Origin of the sequence: Thalassotalea loyana (genome assembly GCF_030161435.1) — a bacterium.
In the GTDB taxonomy this organism is placed as follows: domain Bacteria; phylum Pseudomonadota; class Gammaproteobacteria; order Enterobacterales; family Alteromonadaceae; genus Thalassotalea_G; species Thalassotalea_G loyana.
The window spans coordinates 176,184-192,689 of the sequence record NZ_BSSV01000005.1 but is presented as its reverse complement, the minus strand read 5'-3'; the positions used below and the strand labels follow the sequence as shown (position 1 = coordinate 192,689).

Genomic DNA, 16,506 nt, shown 5'->3' with positions numbered 1-16,506 from the left:
ATCACATAACGGACATAGTAGTTACTTATGAACAACTCATTAAAAGCAGTAAAACAATCAAGTGCAGTAACAGGTGCAGGAATGGATCGCAAAGTCGAAAAGCCAAAAGCACCATGGAAAAAGTTTGCTCTTTTGACGTTGGTCGTGCTTATCCTTGGCTGGTTTATTTTCAATATTTTTAGCCAAGGTACTGGAAAAACACTCTCCGTAAACAGCGAGCGCATTGTTATCTCGTCAGTGACCGAAGGTACTTTTGAAGACTTCATTCCGATAAGAGGCCGAATTGCACCAGCTAAAACAGTGTACTTAGATGCGATTGAAGGCGGGCGTGTTGAACGTATTCTTGTTGAAGACGGCGTAGAACTGAAAGCAGGCGATTTAATCGTCGAGTTGTCGAATGCGTCACTGCAACTTAACGTATTGAGCAATGAAGCTCGTGTTGCCGAGCAACTTAACAATATGCGTTCGATTGAGCTCAGCCTTGAGCAGAATCGCTTACGCCACAAAAGCAACCTCATTGACATTGAATATCAAATTAAGCTGCTAACGCGTCAATTAGCACGCGAAGAAGAATTAATCGCTAGTGGTGCAGTTTCTCAATCCCAATTTGCCGATACTCGCGATACTCTTGCTTGGTACAAAAATCGTCTGGCCATTACCCTTGAAAGCCAAGCATCAGACACCCGTATGCAGGAATCACAATTATCCTTCTTGAAAGAGACCAGCCAGCGCCTTGAAAGCAACTTGGCAATTTCACGTCAAAACTTGGACAACATGAATGTTAAAGCGCCGGTGGCAGGTAAGCTTTCAGGTTTTAATATTGAAGTAGGTCAGAGTATTGGCCGCGGCGAGAGAATTGGTCAAATAGACACACCAAACGACTTCAAAGTCACTGCTTTTATCGATGAGTTCTACTTAAGCCGCGTTGATATTGGTCAATCAGCGCAATTTAAGCAGTATCCATTAACCATCAGCAAAATTTATCCACAAGTCCAAAATGGTCAGTTTGAAGTTGATTTCACCTTCAAAGGTAAGCAACCAGCTGATATTCGTCGAGGCCAGACAGTACAAACCAAACTTACCTTAGGTGACGCAAGTAAAGCCGTACTTATTCCAAGTGGCGCATTTTATCAAGACACAGGCGGAAACTGGATTTTCGTCGTTACCCGTGACGGCAGTGAAGCGGTTAAACGAAATATTCGCTTGGGCAGACGAAACAACCAATTTATTGAAGTGTTAGACGGGTTAGAAGTAGGTGAACGAGTGATCACAAGCCCTTACACCAGCTATCAAGATATGCAACGCCTCGCGTTAAACAAAGAATAAAACGAATATATATAAGAATTAAAGGAAGAAAATCATGCTTAAACTACATAACTTAACTCGCGTATATCAAACGGAAGATGTCGAAACGTTAGCGCTAAATAATGTCAATATTGAAATTGAACAAGGTGAATTTGTTGCCATTATGGGCCCATCAGGTTGTGGTAAATCAACCTTACTTAATACGATTGGCATGTTAGATACACCAACATCTGGACAGTACTATTTCCAAGATGAAGAAATCGCAACATACAGTGAAGCTCAACTTGCAGAAATTCGAAAAAAGAATATCGGTTTTATTTTCCAGAACTTCAATCTCATTGATGAATTAACCGTAGAAGAAAATATAGAGCTCGCATTGCTTTATCACAATATCTCTCCTACCGAGCGCAAAACACGTGTAGAAAAGGTCATGGACCAAGTGGGAATCGCACATCGCGCTAAGCATATGCCAAGCCAGCTCTCTGGTGGTCAGCAACAACGTGTTGCGGTAGCCCGCGCGGTCGTGGGCGACCAAAAAATGATTTTAGCGGATGAGCCTACAGGTAACCTAGATAGTGCCCATGGCCAAGAGGTAATGGAAATGCTTCAAGCGCTAAACGAAGCCGGTACGACCATCATCATGGTAACTCATAGTCCAGCACATGCAGACTATGCCAAACGGACAATTAATCTGTTTGATGGCAATGTTGTGACTGAAAATGTACGTGCAGCCTAAGGTAGGGGAAACTTATGTTTAAAAACTACTTAATTACGGCTTGGAGAAATATCCTTAAAAATGGGATTTTCTCAGCGATAAATATATTTGGCCTCGCATTGGGTTTGATGTCTTGTATTTTGATCATGTTATTTGTCAAAGATGAATCGGGCTATGATCAATGGCTGACGGATAGTGATCGACTTGTTCGTATCCATACCGCTTATACTATGCCTAACCAGCCACCGTTTTTAACGGTGCGTTCAGCTGGACGTATGATGGAGGCGATTAGGGACTATGCGACAGCAGAAGTCGAGACCGGTGTTAGGCTGATTCAATTTGGTATGACGGTTCAGCAAAACAACGAAGGATTTAGTGAGCAAGTCACGATGGTTGATTCAAGCTTTTTAGATGTATTTGATCTGCCATTTGTCCACGGAGACCGCGCAAGTTCATTCGCTAAACCAATGGATATGCTCGTTACAGAAGAAATGGCCTACAAATACTTTGGTCGCACGGATGTAATTGGAGAAACCATGACATTCTGCTGTTTGGCAGGTGGCCCGGCAAATGCAGTAATCACAGGCGTGATAAAAGACTTACCAAGTGCGACGCATTTAGATGTAAATTTCCTATTTTATTTTAATCCTGCGCTTTTTGCTGATGATACCAACGTTGTGCACACCTGGAATAGTGTCAATGTTTACACTTATTTCAAGCTCAAAGAATCCGCAACTATTGAACAATTGCAAGAAAGAATAACTTACTGGTTAAACAACGAAAGTCCGTTTCTAGATATGGTGACCAACTTCTTAGGAGAGCAAGCTGAAGGGGCAAAAGTAACGGATTTTGTTAGCTTGAAAGTAATGTCAGTTCCAGATCTTCATCTCCACGCAAAGCGTGACGCAGGTAGCATGGGTGACCTAACACCAATGGGTGACGCTAACATGATCAAAACGTTTACGGTCGTCGCTATTCTTGTTCTTGTGATTGCTTGTATTAATTTCATGAACCTTTCGACCGCAAAAGCCAGCAAACGCGCAAAAGAAGTCGCCATGCGCAAGGTATTAGGTGCAAGCAGATTTCAAGTCGCTGTCCAATTTCTCAGTGAAGCGCTGACCCTAGTTTTTATCGCGCTATTATTTGCATTGGCCGCTGCAGAATTAGTCTTACCACTTTATAACAAAGTGATTATTAAAGACTTACAGCTTCAACTGTTTAACGACCCTATGTTAATGCTCGACTTATTACTTGTTGCGACTGCCGTTGGCCTAGCCGCAGGTATTTACCCGGCAATTTATTTATCAAAATTCTTACCAGGTCATATTTTAAAGGCAAGTAAAAGTTCTGAATCGCAAAGTTCTACGAAATTAAGAAGTGCACTGGTAGTTGCTCAGTTTTCAACATCTATCATGTTGGTTATTGCAACCTTGGTTGTTTATGGCCAAACGCTCTATTCGGTCGATGCGGATGTCGGCTACCGTTACGATAATAAATTAGTCCTAAATATCAGAACGGCAAGAGACAGTGCTGAAAGCTTAGAGCAGGCTCTATTGAAGGTTCCTGGCGTAACGGACGTGTCATTTTCATCGGAGTCGCCAACGCAAGATTATGAAAACAACACGCAATACACCTTAGTTGAACCAAATCAAAACGGCGATAAAGTAGAGCCTATCGTTTTGAATTACCACAATATGGGCTATGGCTTTTTTGAAAGTTATGGCGTGACTCCAATCGCAGGAAGACTGTTTGATGAGAATTACGGCACAGATCAGGTGCAATCTAGAACTGACGGTGCTGAAGGGATGTCGCAAGCAAGTATTATTGTCAACAGAACGGCAGCAACCAAGCTTGGCTTTACCGACGTTTCTCAGCTTGTAGGTAAAACATTAACGTCGGGTCACTACGAATATACCATCATTGGTGTTATTCCAGACCTACATTTTCGTTCGATAAAATTCGGCATTAGAGCATCAGTTTATACATTAGATCCAACACGTTTTAACGTTGCAAACATTGCCTTTAAAACCAACGACATGCCACAACTGATCAACCAAGTTGAAGCGGTTTGGAAAGAACAAGTCCCACTCCAGCCAATTGATTTACAGTTTTTGTCGGAGATGATGGCTGCCCAATATCAAGATGAAGCAACCACAGCCAAGTTGTTACTCGCATTCTCTGCTTTAGCAATCATTGTTGCTTGTTTAGGTCTATACGGCTTATCTGCGTTTACCGTTGAGCGTCGTACAAAAGAAATCGGTATTCGAAAAGTCATGGGAGCGAAGGTTACTGATATTGTTAAATTGCTCATTTGGCAATTTTCAAAACCGGTACTACTTGCAAATATTATCGCTTGGCCAATCGTTTGTTATTTCATGCTCGCTTGGTTGCAAAACTTCCCTTACCGGATAGAGGCATGGTACTTGATTCCAATTTGTCTATTTGTTGGCGTCATGTCGTTAATTATTGCTTGGCTAACCGTTGGTGGAAACGCAGCAAAGGTCGCTAACAAAAACCCTGTAAACTCATTAAGGTATGAGTGATGAAACAAAAAAGCCCGCTAAAATAGCGGGCTTTTTACTGTTAAGCAAAACGAGAGAAGTTTAATCCTCGTGTTCGTCACCGTGAATCACAACCTGATTACGACCATTTTCTTTGGCGTTATAAAGCGCCGAATCCGCCATATTTAGTTGTTGAGCGACAGCGGCTTTAACGTTCATCGCAACACCGATACTGACAGATACTGAAATAGCATTGTCTTCAAATGGCACTTGCTGAATAGATAACTCGCGACGAAAATCATCTAATTTTGAATACATTTGATCTTCATTAACGCCAGCTAAAATAACCGCAAACTCTTCACCACCCATGCGCCCTAGAACACTATTACCAAGATACTTACGCATATATAACGAGACAACCTTCAACACATGGTCGCCAGCTTCATGTCCGTAATTATCGTTGATTTGTTTAAAGTGGTCTAAATCAATCATTGCGGCACAATAAGGTACGTTTGATTTTAAACACTTAGCAATAAACTGCTGTGATTGCTGAAAAAATGCTCGACGGTTTGGTAAATCTGTTAAGTAATCGGTATTGGCAGCGTGCTTAATTTGCTCAATATGACTCAAACTTTCGATATTTTGCGTGATTCGGCAATAAAACTCTTCTGGGCAAAACGGTTTTCTCAAGAAATCGTCTGCACCATTTTTGATGAATCGTGCCGAATGAATACCTGAGGTTGCCCCAGAAATACCAATAATCGACAACTGATCGCGATTGTAATTCTTACGAATCTCATTGGTTAACACAATGCCATCCATTTCCGGCATCTCTAAATCAGTGATAACCATTTTTATGTTTGGGTTAGCGTGCAGAACTTCTAATGCTTCAACACCATTTTTCGCACCAAAGGTTTTAAAGTTCCTGCGCTTTAAAAGCTCAGTCACATGTTTTCGCGCAGATAATGAATCGTCAACGACAAGCACGCCAATGCTGCTGTTGGTGGTTTGCCAATGTAATATACGTTTTAAATAAAGGAACGCTTGACTGTTCTCTTTGGGAATATAATCAATAACAGGAAGTGACAAAATTCGCTCACGAGTTTTGTCATCCATTTTACCCGTTAACACTAGGCTTGGAATTTGATTTGCTAAAACCAATTCAATTGCCTGGCCATCTGGTGCATCAGGTAATGCATAATCGATTGTGGCGGCAAAAAACTCCTGATCGGTATTTAGGATAGCTTCTACCTCTGACAGTGTTTTAGCTAGCACAACGTTAAAGTCTAACGCTTCGCCAATTTGTCGAATAACCGATGCAATCGGTTTACTGTCTTCAACGACTAATAAGTTTCTTGCCATAGTTTTATTACTCTCAATTTACTGCTTGAAGGTTAGCGTAAGCGACAACCAGCCATTTACTGCCAAACTGGTCAAAGTTCACTTGTATGCGACTTTGCGCTCCACTGCCTTCATAATTTAGTACTACACCTTCGCCAAACTTGGCATGAACAACCTGCTGCCCCAAGGCAAATCCGGTATTATCAAAACTTTCCGTAGTAAAGGTCGATGAGAATCTCCCACTTGTTACCGGGCGACTCACTTGTTGTTGTAATCGTATCTCTTCAATACATTCACTTGGTAGCTCACGTATAAAGCGGCTTTGCTTGTGATATTTCTCTTGCCCATACAAACGACGTGACTCCGCATGACATAAGTATAGCTTCTCCATCGCACGTGTCATGCCGACGTAACATAATCGTCGCTCTTCTTCTAATCGACCAATCTCTTCAGCCGACTGAAGCGAAGGAAACATTCCTTCCTCAAGCCCAGCAATAAAGACCAACTTGAACTCCAAACCTTTAGCACTATGCATCGTCATAAGTTGCACCGCTGGTTCATAATCATCGGCTTGAGATTCACCCGCCTCCAGCGACGCATGCGTTAGGAACGCATTGAGGTCGGTCATTTCTTCTTCAAGCTCAGGATCTTTCTCAAACGTCTGACACGCCGTCACTAATTCGTTCAAGTTTTCAATTCGTGCTTGTGCTCGTTCACCTTTTTCAGCTTCATACATTGCTTTTAAGCCACTGTTTTTAATAACATAATCGGCTTGCTGATCAAGATTAAGATGAATGGCATCATCTTCTAACTGATCAATTAAATCAATGAAATTCTTAATTGTTTTTGCGCTACGCCCTTTGAGTTCTTCATTGCTAAGCATATGCTGACACGCTTGCCACATGGTCATCTCTAAGCTACGCGCAGCATCTCTCACTAAACTCAATGTCGTATTACCAATACCACGTGTTGGTGTATTTACAATACGCTCAAATGAGGCGTCGTCATCGCGGTTAGCAATTAAACGAAGGTAAGCAAGCGCATCTTTGATTTCTTGACGATCAAAAAAGCGCTGACCGCCATAAATGCGATAAGGTAAGTGCTCTTTTAGTAACGCTTCCTCAAGAATGCGTGACTGCGCATTGTTACGATATAAGATTGCAACATCGTCAAGCGAGCCATTTTGCGAGCGCCACGTGGTAATTCGATCAGAGATAAAGCGTGCTTCATCCAAATCATTAAACGCCGTGTAGATGGAAATCTTTTCTCCGTCGCCATCTTGCGTCCACAAATCCTTACCTAAACGATTGTTGTTATTGGAAATCAAGCTATTTGCAGCTTGTAGAATGTTGGCCGTCGAACGATAGTTTTGCTCTAGTCGTATCGTCTGTGCGCCATCAAAATCATCCAAAAAGCGTTGAATATTTTCAATTTTTGCGCCACGCCAACCATAAATTGACTGATCGTCATCGCCAACGATCATGACACGGCCTTGTTCACCACCAAGTATGCTTAGCCACGCATACTGAATGGCATTGGTATCTTGAAATTCGTCTACCAAAATATGACGAAAGCGTTGTTGATAATGATGCAGTAAAACAGGGTTATTCAGCCATAATTCGTGGGCACGCAATAGTAGTTCAGCAAAATCAACTAATCCTGCACGATCACATGCTTCTTGATAGGCTTGATAAACTTTGACGAACATTTGTTCGGTTGGATCATAACTATCTTCAATATGCTGCGGACGAATACCTTCATCTTTTTTGCCATTGATGTACCACTGTATTTGTTTTGCCGGCCAGCGTTTTTCATCAATATTCAACGCTTTGAGAATGCGTTTAATTAATCGAGTTTGGTCGTCCGAATCTAAAACTTGGAAATTTTGTGGCAACTTAGCTTCTTGAAAGTGCATGCGAAGTAAACGATGGGCTAACCCGTGAAAGGTACCTATCCACATACCGTGAACACCGCCACCCGTAGTTTGCTCAACACGAGCCCGCATCTCAGCAGCCGCTTTATTGGTAAACGTTACCGCTAAAATACTATGGGGAGAGGCTTTCTCAACTTTCATTAGCCACGCTATGCGATGGACTAACACACGAGTTTTACCACTACCTGCGCCTGCAAGCACCAACATGTTTTGTAATGGTGCAGCAACGGCTTCTCTTTGCTTGTCATTCAAGCCATCAATTAAATCAGAAACATCCATTATGGGATCTCAATGTACCTATGAAGGTAACTGTAAAAGTTGTTCGACACTCGAAATTTCTAGATTTGGCAAAACTTTCAATGGTTTGCCAACATCATATTTATTAAGCCATGCACTTTGACAACCAGCGCGCATTGCGCCAAAAATATCGGCATGGCCACAGTCTCCAACGTGAAGTAACGCGTGTGGAGATATGTCGAGTAGTTGGCAAGCTTGGTTAAACATATCGCTATCGGGCTTTTGCAAGTTGCCGTCACCTGCCAAGAAAATGTGCGTAAAGTAAGGTGAAAGACCAACTCGCTGGACATCGACATTACCATTAGTAATAGCAACTAACGGAAATTTTTCAGCAAGTTGCGCCAAAAAGTTGAGTGTATCTTGCCCAACCGTAAAGTTACTTCGCTGCTCTAAAAAGTACGCTAAGCCCTGCTTTGCAAGACGAGCGGCAATTTCATCAGCTAATCCCAGCTTTTTCAAACCATAGTCATAAACAACTTCACGTACTTTAGTCACGTCGTGTTTTAACGCTGGGGTTTGTTTTACAACTGCTTGGCGATATGGCCACCAAAATTTTGCGCTGTAGTCTTGCGCAGGCAAGCCATGTTGAGTGAGCACCTCATTGAAGTGTTTATTCATCGCAACATCCGCAGCAATCATTTGCTCACGATTACTATATAGGGTGTCATCTAGGTCAAAACTAATGGCTTTGACCGCTTTCAAACGGCGGTAAAACTTCATTTGTGCCCTCGGCTATTCACTAGCAAGGTGCTGTGCAAGTAACTTACCCACTAGCTTTCTAAACTGTTCTAACAAAAGGGTATCCATTGTTGGGTCAAAGTGCTCAGCATCTTGTGAGCTGATCGCGATAAACCCTATCGCTTGCTCTCGGTTTTCCAACTTGATCAGAACGACGGAACCATCAGTAGGCTCCGAAAAAATCATTTCTTGTTCACTTTGTTGGATTCGACCAAAATAATAGTCCGTTTTTGCAAATCGATTTTGCATGACACCATAACAATCATTTTTACTGACATTTTGATGATCGAGTTGGCTATCAACTAACCATAATTTGCAATCGGCAAGCGAAAGTAATTGTGTACAAGCCTGATGAATACAATCAATGATTTCACCCGCACTTTGACAATCAATCATTCTCATATACATGTCACTGTACAAGAAAAATAAACGTTCATTTTGTTGCGCAGTCGACATAAGGTGAGTAATTTCTTCTTCTAAACCTTGTACTTTCTGGCGCAAGACTTGTTGTTGTCGTTCAACCAAAGAAACAACACCACGTTGTTCATCCTGTAATCTAAGAGCACCAACTAAATCATTGTGACGTTGAAAAAACTCAGGGTGTTGAATCAAGTAATCAGCAACAAGTTGTTCTGTTGCTTGAGCGCCTACTTTGGCGATCATTTCATCTGCAACACCTTCAATGTCTGCATCTAATTTTTCTTGGGTGTTCTGAAGGTTGTTGTCGTTGTTCATATATGTAATTGTCCGTCGAATACGTGCACTGCGGGTCCTGACATTTTGACTGAATGTCCAGGCCCTTTCCAAAAGATACGTAATTTACCACCAGGAAGTTCTACCGTCACTTGATTGGCAAGCTTTTTCTGAATTTGACCAACAACGACCGCAGCACATGCTCCACTACCACACGCTAGTGTTTCGCCAGCGCCACGCTCGTATACACGTAGTTTAATAAATTTCTCTGAAACGATTTCCATAAAGCCGACATTAGCCTGCTTAGGAAAACGTTCATGATGTGATATCTCGGCTCCCAACGTCTCAACTGGTGCAGCATCAATATCCTCAACAGTAACCACGCAATGAGGATTACCCATGGATACGGCACCACAAAAAACCGTCTCATCTTCTGTGCGAATAATGTAAGTGCCTTCTTTTTTTTGTGCTTGAAATGGAATTTGACCCGGTTCTAATTGAGGGACAGGCATATGCACGGAAATATTGCCGTCACGCTCTACAAACAACGTCATTTTGCCAGATGAAGTCGACACCTTAATTTTAGTTTTGTTAGTCAGTCCTTTTAATCGGACAAACTTAGCAAAGCATCTAGCGCCATTACCACATTGACTTACCTCACTGCCATCGGCATTGAAGATACGATAATGAAAATCTAAATCAGGATCGTAAGGTGGCTCCACAACTAACAATTGGTCAAAACCAACACCAAAATTTCGGTCAGCTAACTGCTTAATTTGGTCGTTAGACAAAAACACATTTTGGGTGACATTATCTAACACCAAAAAATCGTTACCTAAACCATGCATTTTTGAAAAATTAACTAACATTCAGCTCTTCTTAATCCTCTTTATCGCCCGGCAAAATTGATTCGCCTTGCCATAGACTCTCGATAGTTTCGCGTTGACGAATTAAATGAGATTGCTCATCATCAACCATGACTTCAGCCACTCGAGGGCGTGAATTGTAATTTGAGCTCATTGTAAAACCATAAGCACCCGCAGAGCGCACCGCTAAAAGATCGCCCGCTTTTATCGCAAGAACGCGCTCTTTACCCAAAAAGTCGCCGGTCTCACAAATAGGACCAACAATATCATAGGCTTTCGCTTCAACATCATCACGTTGAGTATCCTCAACTGAAATAATTTGTTGGTAGGCTTGGTAAAGTGATGGACGAATTAAATCATTCATTGCTGCGTCAACAATGGCAAAATTTCGACCTTCATTCGTTTTTAAAAACTCAACCTCGGTAACCAAAATACCAGCATTTGCCATTATTGCTCGGCCTGGCTCGTAAATTAACGTGAGATCATAGCCAGCGAGCTTTTCCGCTAACGCTTTTGCGTAATCATTTGGATGTGGGGGCTCTTCATCATCATAACGAACGCCAAGACCACCGCCGACATCTAAGTGAGAGAGCGTGATCCCCATTTCGGCTAATCGGTCAATCAAAGCTAAGACGCGATCTAATGCATCTAAAAAAGGCGCCATTTCTGTCAATTGCGAACCAATGTGACAATCAATACCTTTGACAGCTATGCCCTTCATTTGTGCAGCTTTTTGATAAATAGAAATAGCTTCATCGATACTGACGCCAAATTTATTTTCTTTTAGGCCAGTGGAAATATATGGGTGGGTACCAGCATCTACGTCAGGATTAACACGTAATGAGACATTAGCCACTTTACCTTCATTGAGCGCCACTTGGTTGATACGTTCTAGCTCTGCTGCTGACTCAACATTGAAGCAATAAATGTTTTTATCTAGTGCATAAGCGATTTCTTTTGATGTTTTTCCGACACCTGAAAAGACCACCTTAGTAGGGTCACCGCCGGCTTGAATAACACGCGCTAACTCACCTTGCGAGACAATATCAAAACCACTACCTAAGCGCGCCATTGTATTTAATACCGCTAAGTTACTATTCGCTTTTACGGCGTAACAAACCATATGAGGTTGTTCGCCTGCTGCGTTGTCGAAAGCATGCCAGTGACGTTCAATTGTCGCTCTCGAATAAACATACAATGGCGTGCCATATTCTTTTGCTAACGCAGTAACAGAGCAGTTCTCAGCATATAATGACTCACCATGGCGATTAAAGTAATCCACGAATTATTGTTCCTGTGAAGATGATGTTGGCGTGTTTTTCTCAGGTGGTTCTTGATAAAGGTCGCCACTTAAACCGCAGCCAGATAAACACAAAACCAATAAACCACAAACGGATAAAATAACTTTTTGTTTGTTCATATGCACTATTTACCAATAGATAATTGGTGTTTCGAGTTTTTTTACCATGATAGACGTTTTATAATCGGTTTTATACAACGAATTTTATTACCTTGACGTATATCAGTGTTTTGGGGAATAAAATTGCTACATTAGACGAGTTAAAGGATAATTATGAACGATAGCCAATACAATTTAATTGCTGACGACTTATTACTGGCAATTGAAGAGGCCATTGAAGATTGTGGCGTTGATATTGATTACGAAAGCGTAGGTTCAATGCTCACATTAGCGTTCAAGAATGGCTCTAAAATCATTATTAACAAACAAGCACCATTACATGAAATATGGGTTGCGACTAAGTTTAATGGTCATCATTTCGTTTTTGACAACGATTCATGGCAAGACAAACGCGGTGGCGGAGAGCTTTGGCAGTTTTTATCTAACGCAGTAAGCGTGCAAGCCGAAGCAACTATAGAATTAAGTGCTGAATAAATTAAGGTAGTTTCATGACTCCAACTGTACGCATTGCAACACGCAAAAGCGCTCTTGCATTATGGCAAGCTGAATATGTAAAAGCTCAACTTGAGCACTTCCATGATGACATTAAGGTAGAGCTAGTACCTATGGTCACCAAAGGCGATATTATTTTAGATACACCATTGGCCAAAGTAGGTGGTAAAGGTCTTTTTGTAAAAGAACTTGAAGTAGCAATGTTAGAAAATCGTGCTGATATCGCTGTTCATTCGATGAAAGATGTTCCTGTCGAATTTCCAGAGGGGTTAGGCTTAGAGATTATTTGTCCACGAGAAGATCCGCGCGATGCATTTGTTTCAAATACTATCGCAAGCTTAGCAGAGTTACCTGAAGGAGCGATTGTCGGTACATCGAGTTTACGCCGGCAATGCCAAATCAAAGCAATGCGACCAGATCTGGATATTCGCGATTTACGCGGCAATGTAAATACCCGTCTAAAAAAATTAGACGAGGGTCAATACGATGCGATCATTCTGGCAGCAGCAGGATTAATCCGCTTGGAAATGCCTGAACGTATCAAAGAGTTCATTGAACCAGACGTCATGTTACCTGCTAATGGCCAAGGTGCTGTAGGTATCGAGTGTCGAACGGATGATGAACAAATAAAGGCATTATTGGCACCATTAGCCTGTGAACAAACGCGTATTAGGGTGCTAGCAGAGCGCGCAATGAACCGTGCACTTGAAGGTGGCTGCCAAGTGCCAATTGGCGCATTTGCAACGTTAGATGGTGACCAAGTTCATTTGAAAGGCTTAGTTGGCGCTGTTGACGGTTCAGAAGTCATCGAAAAGTCAGCCATGGGCCACAAGAATGATGCTGAGCAGTTAGGTCGAAACCTTGCACAAGATTTATTAAGCATGGGCGCTGATAAAATTCTTAAGCAGGTTTATGATCAAGCCTAATCCGCACGTATTAGTAACTCGGCCTGAACCCAAAGGCCGAGCACTTGTTTCACTCCTTCAACAACAAGGCATCAAAGCGCGCTTTGAGCCACTGTTTACCTATCAGCCCACGCCATTAACAACCTCGTTACCGCAAGCAGACATCGCCATTTTTGTCTCTCAAGCCGCGGTCGAGTTAGCCAATGCACAAGTGCCTATCAGTCGATGGCAAGTCACCCTCTTTATCGCAGTGGGAAAAGCTACTCAAGAAACGCTAAAACAACTCGGTGTTAGTGCCGTCACACCATTACAGCAAAACAGTGAAGGTGTATTAGCCCTCGATGAATTAGCGCATGTCGATACCAAAGATATCATCATCGTGCGAGGTGAAAACGGCAGAGAGCTAATGTTTGATGAGTTAACAAAGCGTGGTGCGCAGGTAAAATATTTACAAAGTTACCTGCGTTTATGGCGAACATTTAAACCACAAATAGCACAGCAGTGGCATGATGAGGGGATAAACTTTATTATTTGCTCTAGTGTCGCTATTTTAGAAAAAATGGCAAAATTACTAGTAACGACTGATAATTATTGGCAAAGATCATGTACTTGGGTTGTTGCCAGTTCACGGATTTACGCAAAAGCAAAGCAGTTAGAATTAACCCATATTATTCTAGCCAAAGGTGCGAGTAACCAAGATCTATTGGAAGCTTGCCAAAATGGAAGTAACTATGACCGATAAAAAATCAACGCCTGCAGATTCAAACACTTCTGATAACGTAGTGGACGAGAAACTCGAGGCAACTGCACCAGAGAAACCTGCTAAGGATAATGTTAGCGAGCCAACAAAAGGCGCAGTAGAAGATAAAAAAGCGTCGACAAATAACACGGCTAACTACGAAAAAACCGAAAAGACTGCATCGAGTAAAAGAACGGCGACTTCAGAGAATAAAACGGCGAGACAAGAAACTAAAGGTAGCAATAAATTAGCTGGCTTTGCGCTATTTCTTGCGCTAATCGCTATTGCTGGTTGTGCTGGTATATTTTATTGGTACCAGCAGCAATTGATCGTTATTAATCAACAAGCATCCGACGCCAATGCCAAGCTTGAACAAGATAACCAGCGTCAAATCACTGCATTGGTAACTAAGCAAGCGAATCAACTTGAAGAGAGAATAGCAACTGCTCAGCAAGGTGGAGAGTCCGAGTTAGCTCGAGTTTCTCAAGAGCTCACTCGACTATCAAATGATGTTAGTGCGCTTAAAGATATGCGTTCAAGTGATTGGTTGTTGCATGAAGCTCAGTACTTAGTACGTTTAGCATCACGAGCTATTTGGTTAGAAGACGATACTCAAGGCGCTATTACATTACTAAGAGATGCCGACAACCGGTTAACGGAATTAAACGATCCTAATTTATTGCCTCTTCGTGAGGTAATACACCAAGATATCGAGCAACTCTCGCTATTACCTGCATTAGAGAGCGAGTCGGTTATTTTAACATTGATCGGTCTTGAAAATCAGATCGAAACCCTTCCGCTAGCACTTGCTTATACACCTGATAGTGCAGAGCAAGAACCAGACTTCACGTTGAGCGATAACACTGATGACTGGCGTGAAAACCTATCGAAATCATGGCAACGCCTAATGGAAGACTTCATCACGGTGCGCCGAAGAACAGCAAATGTTGAAGCATTATTGTCACCGAGCCAACAAGAAAACTTGCAACAGAATTTGAGCTTAAAATTACAAGTGGCTCAATGGGCGGTAACGCGTAAAAACTCAGAATTATTTGGCCAAAGCATTGCTGATGTACAAGCATGGTTAATGAGTTATTACGATATGGACAGTCAACAAGTTATCCGATTTAATGAGCGTTTAGCAGAGCTAAATAAAGCGGTAATTGACCTTCCGTTGCCAACGCAACTACGTTCATTAAAAGCCATTTCGCAAACACTCGAGTATCAACCTAATCAAACACCTAAACAGGTTCCATTATTAGAAAAGTTACCAATGCCTAAGCCCGTATCAACCGACAAGGAAGATGAGGGCAGCGCATGAAAAATCTAATTCTGTTTATTTTATTATTTTTGCTCGCTGTTGCGATAAGCCCAATACTAATTGGTGAGAAGGGTTATATCTTGATCGCTATGGGCAATATTACCATTGAATCAACCGTCGTAACGGCTTCGGTACTGCTATTTTTCACGTTTATTGCGCTATTTATCATGCTGCGAGTTGTAAAAGGTGGCGTTAATTTCAGTTTTGGCGCATGGCGAAAGTTCTCACTTGCCAGTCAACGAAAAGCAAAAAGAGATTTCCGAAAAGGTATTGCGTCTTATATTCTCGGTGATTACAAATCCGCTGAGACGTTGTCAGTAAAAAGTGCCGAGCCTATCAGTAACGAAGATGTTGCATACCTGATTGCAGCCGACAGCGCCCAAAAACAAGGTGATAAAGCGAGCACCTTGCATTACTTGCAATATTTAGAAAGCAGCGAAAACACAAAACACAACATCGAAAGTGCGTTGGTGCGTCTTAATACGTTACTAGCACTTGAAGAATACGATAAAGCACGCAAACTGCTTAATGAATACCATCGTCACCTCGGACATGAACCACGTTTACTTGCTTTAGAAATTTCGCTTTCTCTTGCTGAGTTGCGCTTTGATAGCGCGATAGAATACTTAGTGCGTGCACGCAAAGATAAGAACATCAGTGAAAGTGAAGTTTGTCAGTGGGAACAAAAAGCATTTAGCGGTCAGTTCAATTTGATTATTCGCGAGCAGAGCAATGAAGCGCTACAAAAATATTGGCAGGACTTACCACGCAAGGTAAAGCAACGTGAAACAGTGATTGCTTGTTATGCTCACGTGTTAGCGAAAAATAGTATTCAACAAGGTCTAAGCAAAGTGTTATTGCCGCTAATTAAACCAGGTACTAATGTTGAATTGCTTAAATCTCTGCGTGATTTGCCACTTACTAGAGCTGATGATGTAATCGCAAGTGTGCAAAAAATTGTGCAAAAGCAACCAGAAAATGGAGTATGGCTAAGTTATTTAGGGCACGTTGCTGGACAGACTAAAGACTGGGATATGGCGGGTAAGGCGTTTCACTCATTAGCGCAGCTTGAGCACTACCATATGGATAAACAGGACTACTTGATGTTTAGTAACGCATTGGTGGCGCAAAACAAAGTTCAAGAAGCTAACGCAACCTTGTACAAAGCCGTTGAATTAGACAAATAAATGAGTTTCCATAAAAAAAGCCCGGTATGTACCGGGCTTTTTTATTTGTGAAC

The 16,506-nt window shown here is 41.9% G+C and carries 15 protein-coding genes; 8 read left to right on the top strand and 7 right to left on the bottom strand.

Annotation, left to right across the window (positions count from 1 at the left end; translation table 11 throughout):
* The first annotated feature begins 27 nt into the window (after positions 1–27).
* Genes QQK05_RS12135 through QQK05_RS12125 form a run of 3 tightly spaced genes read left to right on the top strand, consistent with a single transcriptional unit; the run spans position 28 to position 4,563 of the window.
* Positions 28–1,326 (top strand): efflux RND transporter periplasmic adaptor subunit, encoded by a 1,299-nt coding sequence (locus QQK05_RS12135; RefSeq protein WP_284298924.1) that lies wholly within the window; start codon positions 28–30, stop codon positions 1,324–1,326.
* Between the two features lie 34 nt (positions 1,327–1,360).
* Positions 1,361–2,041 (top strand): ABC transporter ATP-binding protein, encoded by a 681-nt coding sequence (locus QQK05_RS12130; RefSeq protein ID WP_284298922.1) that lies wholly within the window; start codon positions 1,361–1,363, stop codon positions 2,039–2,041.
* 14 nt (positions 2,042–2,055) lie between these two features.
* A complete protein-coding gene (locus QQK05_RS12125; RefSeq protein WP_284298920.1) occupies positions 2,056–4,563 on the top strand; it encodes an ABC transporter permease in 2,508 nt (835 codons plus the stop codon).
* 60 nt (positions 4,564–4,623) lie between these two features.
* On the opposite strand, the gene QQK05_RS12120 is transcribed toward QQK05_RS12125, so the two are convergent.
* The 7 genes from QQK05_RS12120 to lptM are packed head-to-tail and all read right to left on the bottom strand — an operon-like array spanning position 4,624 to position 11,809.
* Complete coding sequence (locus QQK05_RS12120) at positions 4,624–5,883, bottom strand: diguanylate cyclase (protein ID WP_284298918.1); 1,260 nt, start codon at positions 5,881–5,883, stop codon at positions 4,624–4,626.
* Between the two features lie 13 nt (positions 5,884–5,896).
* The gene (uvrD, locus tag QQK05_RS12115) at positions 5,897–8,074 is read right to left on the bottom strand and encodes a DNA helicase II (protein WP_284298916.1); all 2,178 of its coding nucleotides are present in this window, start codon (positions 8,072–8,074) and stop codon (positions 5,897–5,899) included.
* Between the two features lie 18 nt (positions 8,075–8,092).
* Complete coding sequence (locus tag QQK05_RS12110; RefSeq protein ID WP_284298915.1) at positions 8,093–8,812, bottom strand: HAD-IA family hydrolase; 720 nt, start codon at positions 8,810–8,812, stop codon at positions 8,093–8,095.
* 12 nt (positions 8,813–8,824) lie between these two features.
* Entirely contained in the window at positions 8,825–9,565 is a 741-nt protein-coding gene (locus QQK05_RS12105) for a DUF484 family protein (RefSeq protein ID WP_284298914.1), read from the bottom strand.
* Positions 9,562–10,392: a diaminopimelate epimerase gene (gene dapF / locus QQK05_RS12100; protein ID WP_284298913.1), complete on the bottom strand. Its 831-nt coding sequence runs from the start codon at positions 10,390–10,392 to the stop codon at positions 9,562–9,564. Before dapF ends, QQK05_RS12105 begins: the two co-directional genes overlap by 4 nt.
* Before the next feature lie 10 nt (positions 10,393–10,402).
* Positions 10,403–11,671, bottom strand: coding sequence for a diaminopimelate decarboxylase (gene lysA, locus QQK05_RS12095; protein WP_284298912.1), 1,269 nt, complete (start codon positions 11,669–11,671; stop codon positions 10,403–10,405).
* Positions 11,672–11,674: 3 nt separating this feature from the next.
* The gene (gene lptM / locus QQK05_RS12090; protein ID WP_284298911.1) at positions 11,675–11,809 is read right to left on the bottom strand and encodes an LPS translocon maturation chaperone LptM; all 135 of its coding nucleotides are present in this window, start codon (positions 11,807–11,809) and stop codon (positions 11,675–11,677) included.
* 153 nt (positions 11,810–11,962) lie between these two features.
* Here lptM and cyaY point away from each other — a divergent pair, with 153 nt between their 5' ends.
* The 5 genes from cyaY to QQK05_RS12065 are packed head-to-tail and all read left to right on the top strand — an operon-like array spanning position 11,963 to position 16,453.
* A complete protein-coding gene (gene cyaY, locus QQK05_RS12085) occupies positions 11,963–12,283 on the top strand; it encodes an iron donor protein CyaY (protein WP_284298910.1) in 321 nt (106 codons plus the stop codon).
* 14 nt (positions 12,284–12,297) lie between these two features.
* A complete protein-coding gene (hemC, locus tag QQK05_RS12080) occupies positions 12,298–13,227 on the top strand; it encodes a hydroxymethylbilane synthase (protein WP_284298909.1) in 930 nt (309 codons plus the stop codon).
* The gene (locus QQK05_RS12075; RefSeq protein ID WP_284298908.1) at positions 13,214–13,948 is read left to right on the top strand and encodes a uroporphyrinogen-III synthase; all 735 of its coding nucleotides are present in this window, start codon (positions 13,214–13,216) and stop codon (positions 13,946–13,948) included. The genes hemC and QQK05_RS12075 overlap by 14 nt, the downstream gene beginning before the upstream one ends.
* On the top strand, positions 13,938–15,266 hold the full coding sequence (locus tag QQK05_RS12070) for a uroporphyrinogen-III C-methyltransferase (RefSeq protein WP_284298907.1): 1,329 nt from the start codon (positions 13,938–13,940) through the stop codon (positions 15,264–15,266). The genes QQK05_RS12075 and QQK05_RS12070 overlap by 11 nt, the downstream gene beginning before the upstream one ends.
* The gene (locus QQK05_RS12065) at positions 15,263–16,453 is read left to right on the top strand and encodes a heme biosynthesis HemY N-terminal domain-containing protein (RefSeq protein ID WP_284298906.1); all 1,191 of its coding nucleotides are present in this window, start codon (positions 15,263–15,265) and stop codon (positions 16,451–16,453) included. The genes QQK05_RS12070 and QQK05_RS12065 overlap by 4 nt, the downstream gene beginning before the upstream one ends.
* Positions 16,454–16,506 lie beyond the last annotated feature (53 nt).

What these genes read in the sequence shown, in the direction of transcription:
- QQK05_RS12135 (WP_284298924.1), top strand. Translation starts at nt 28, where the DNA reads ATGAACAACTCATTAAAAGCAGTAAAACAATCAAGTGCAGTAACAGGT.
- QQK05_RS12130 (WP_284298922.1), top strand. Translation starts at nt 1,361, where the DNA reads ATGCTTAAACTACATAACTTAACTCGCGTATATCAAACGGAAGATGTC.
- QQK05_RS12125 (WP_284298920.1), top strand. Translation starts at nt 2,056, where the DNA reads ATGTTTAAAAACTACTTAATTACGGCTTGGAGAAATATCCTTAAAAAT.
- QQK05_RS12120 (WP_284298918.1), bottom strand. Translation starts at nt 5,883, where the DNA reads ATGGCAAGAAACTTATTAGTCGTTGAAGACAGTAAACCGATTGCATCG.
- uvrD (WP_284298916.1), bottom strand. Translation starts at nt 8,074, where the DNA reads ATGGATGTTTCTGATTTAATTGATGGCTTGAATGACAAGCAAAGAGAA.
- QQK05_RS12110 (WP_284298915.1), bottom strand. Translation starts at nt 8,812, where the DNA reads ATGAAGTTTTACCGCCGTTTGAAAGCGGTCAAAGCCATTAGTTTTGAC.
- QQK05_RS12105 (WP_284298914.1), bottom strand. Translation starts at nt 9,565, where the DNA reads ATGAACAACGACAACAACCTTCAGAACACCCAAGAAAAATTAGATGCA.
- dapF (WP_284298913.1), bottom strand. Translation starts at nt 10,392, where the DNA reads ATGTTAGTTAATTTTTCAAAAATGCATGGTTTAGGTAACGATTTTTTG.
- lptM (WP_284298911.1), bottom strand. Translation starts at nt 11,809, where the DNA reads ATGAACAAACAAAAAGTTATTTTATCCGTTTGTGGTTTATTGGTTTTG.
- cyaY (WP_284298910.1), top strand. Translation starts at nt 11,963, where the DNA reads ATGAACGATAGCCAATACAATTTAATTGCTGACGACTTATTACTGGCA.
- hemC (WP_284298909.1), top strand. Translation starts at nt 12,298, where the DNA reads ATGACTCCAACTGTACGCATTGCAACACGCAAAAGCGCTCTTGCATTA.
- QQK05_RS12075 (WP_284298908.1), top strand. Translation starts at nt 13,214, where the DNA reads ATGATCAAGCCTAATCCGCACGTATTAGTAACTCGGCCTGAACCCAAA.
- QQK05_RS12070 (WP_284298907.1), top strand. Translation starts at nt 13,938, where the DNA reads ATGACCGATAAAAAATCAACGCCTGCAGATTCAAACACTTCTGATAAC.
- QQK05_RS12065 (WP_284298906.1), top strand. Translation starts at nt 15,263, where the DNA reads ATGAAAAATCTAATTCTGTTTATTTTATTATTTTTGCTCGCTGTTGCG.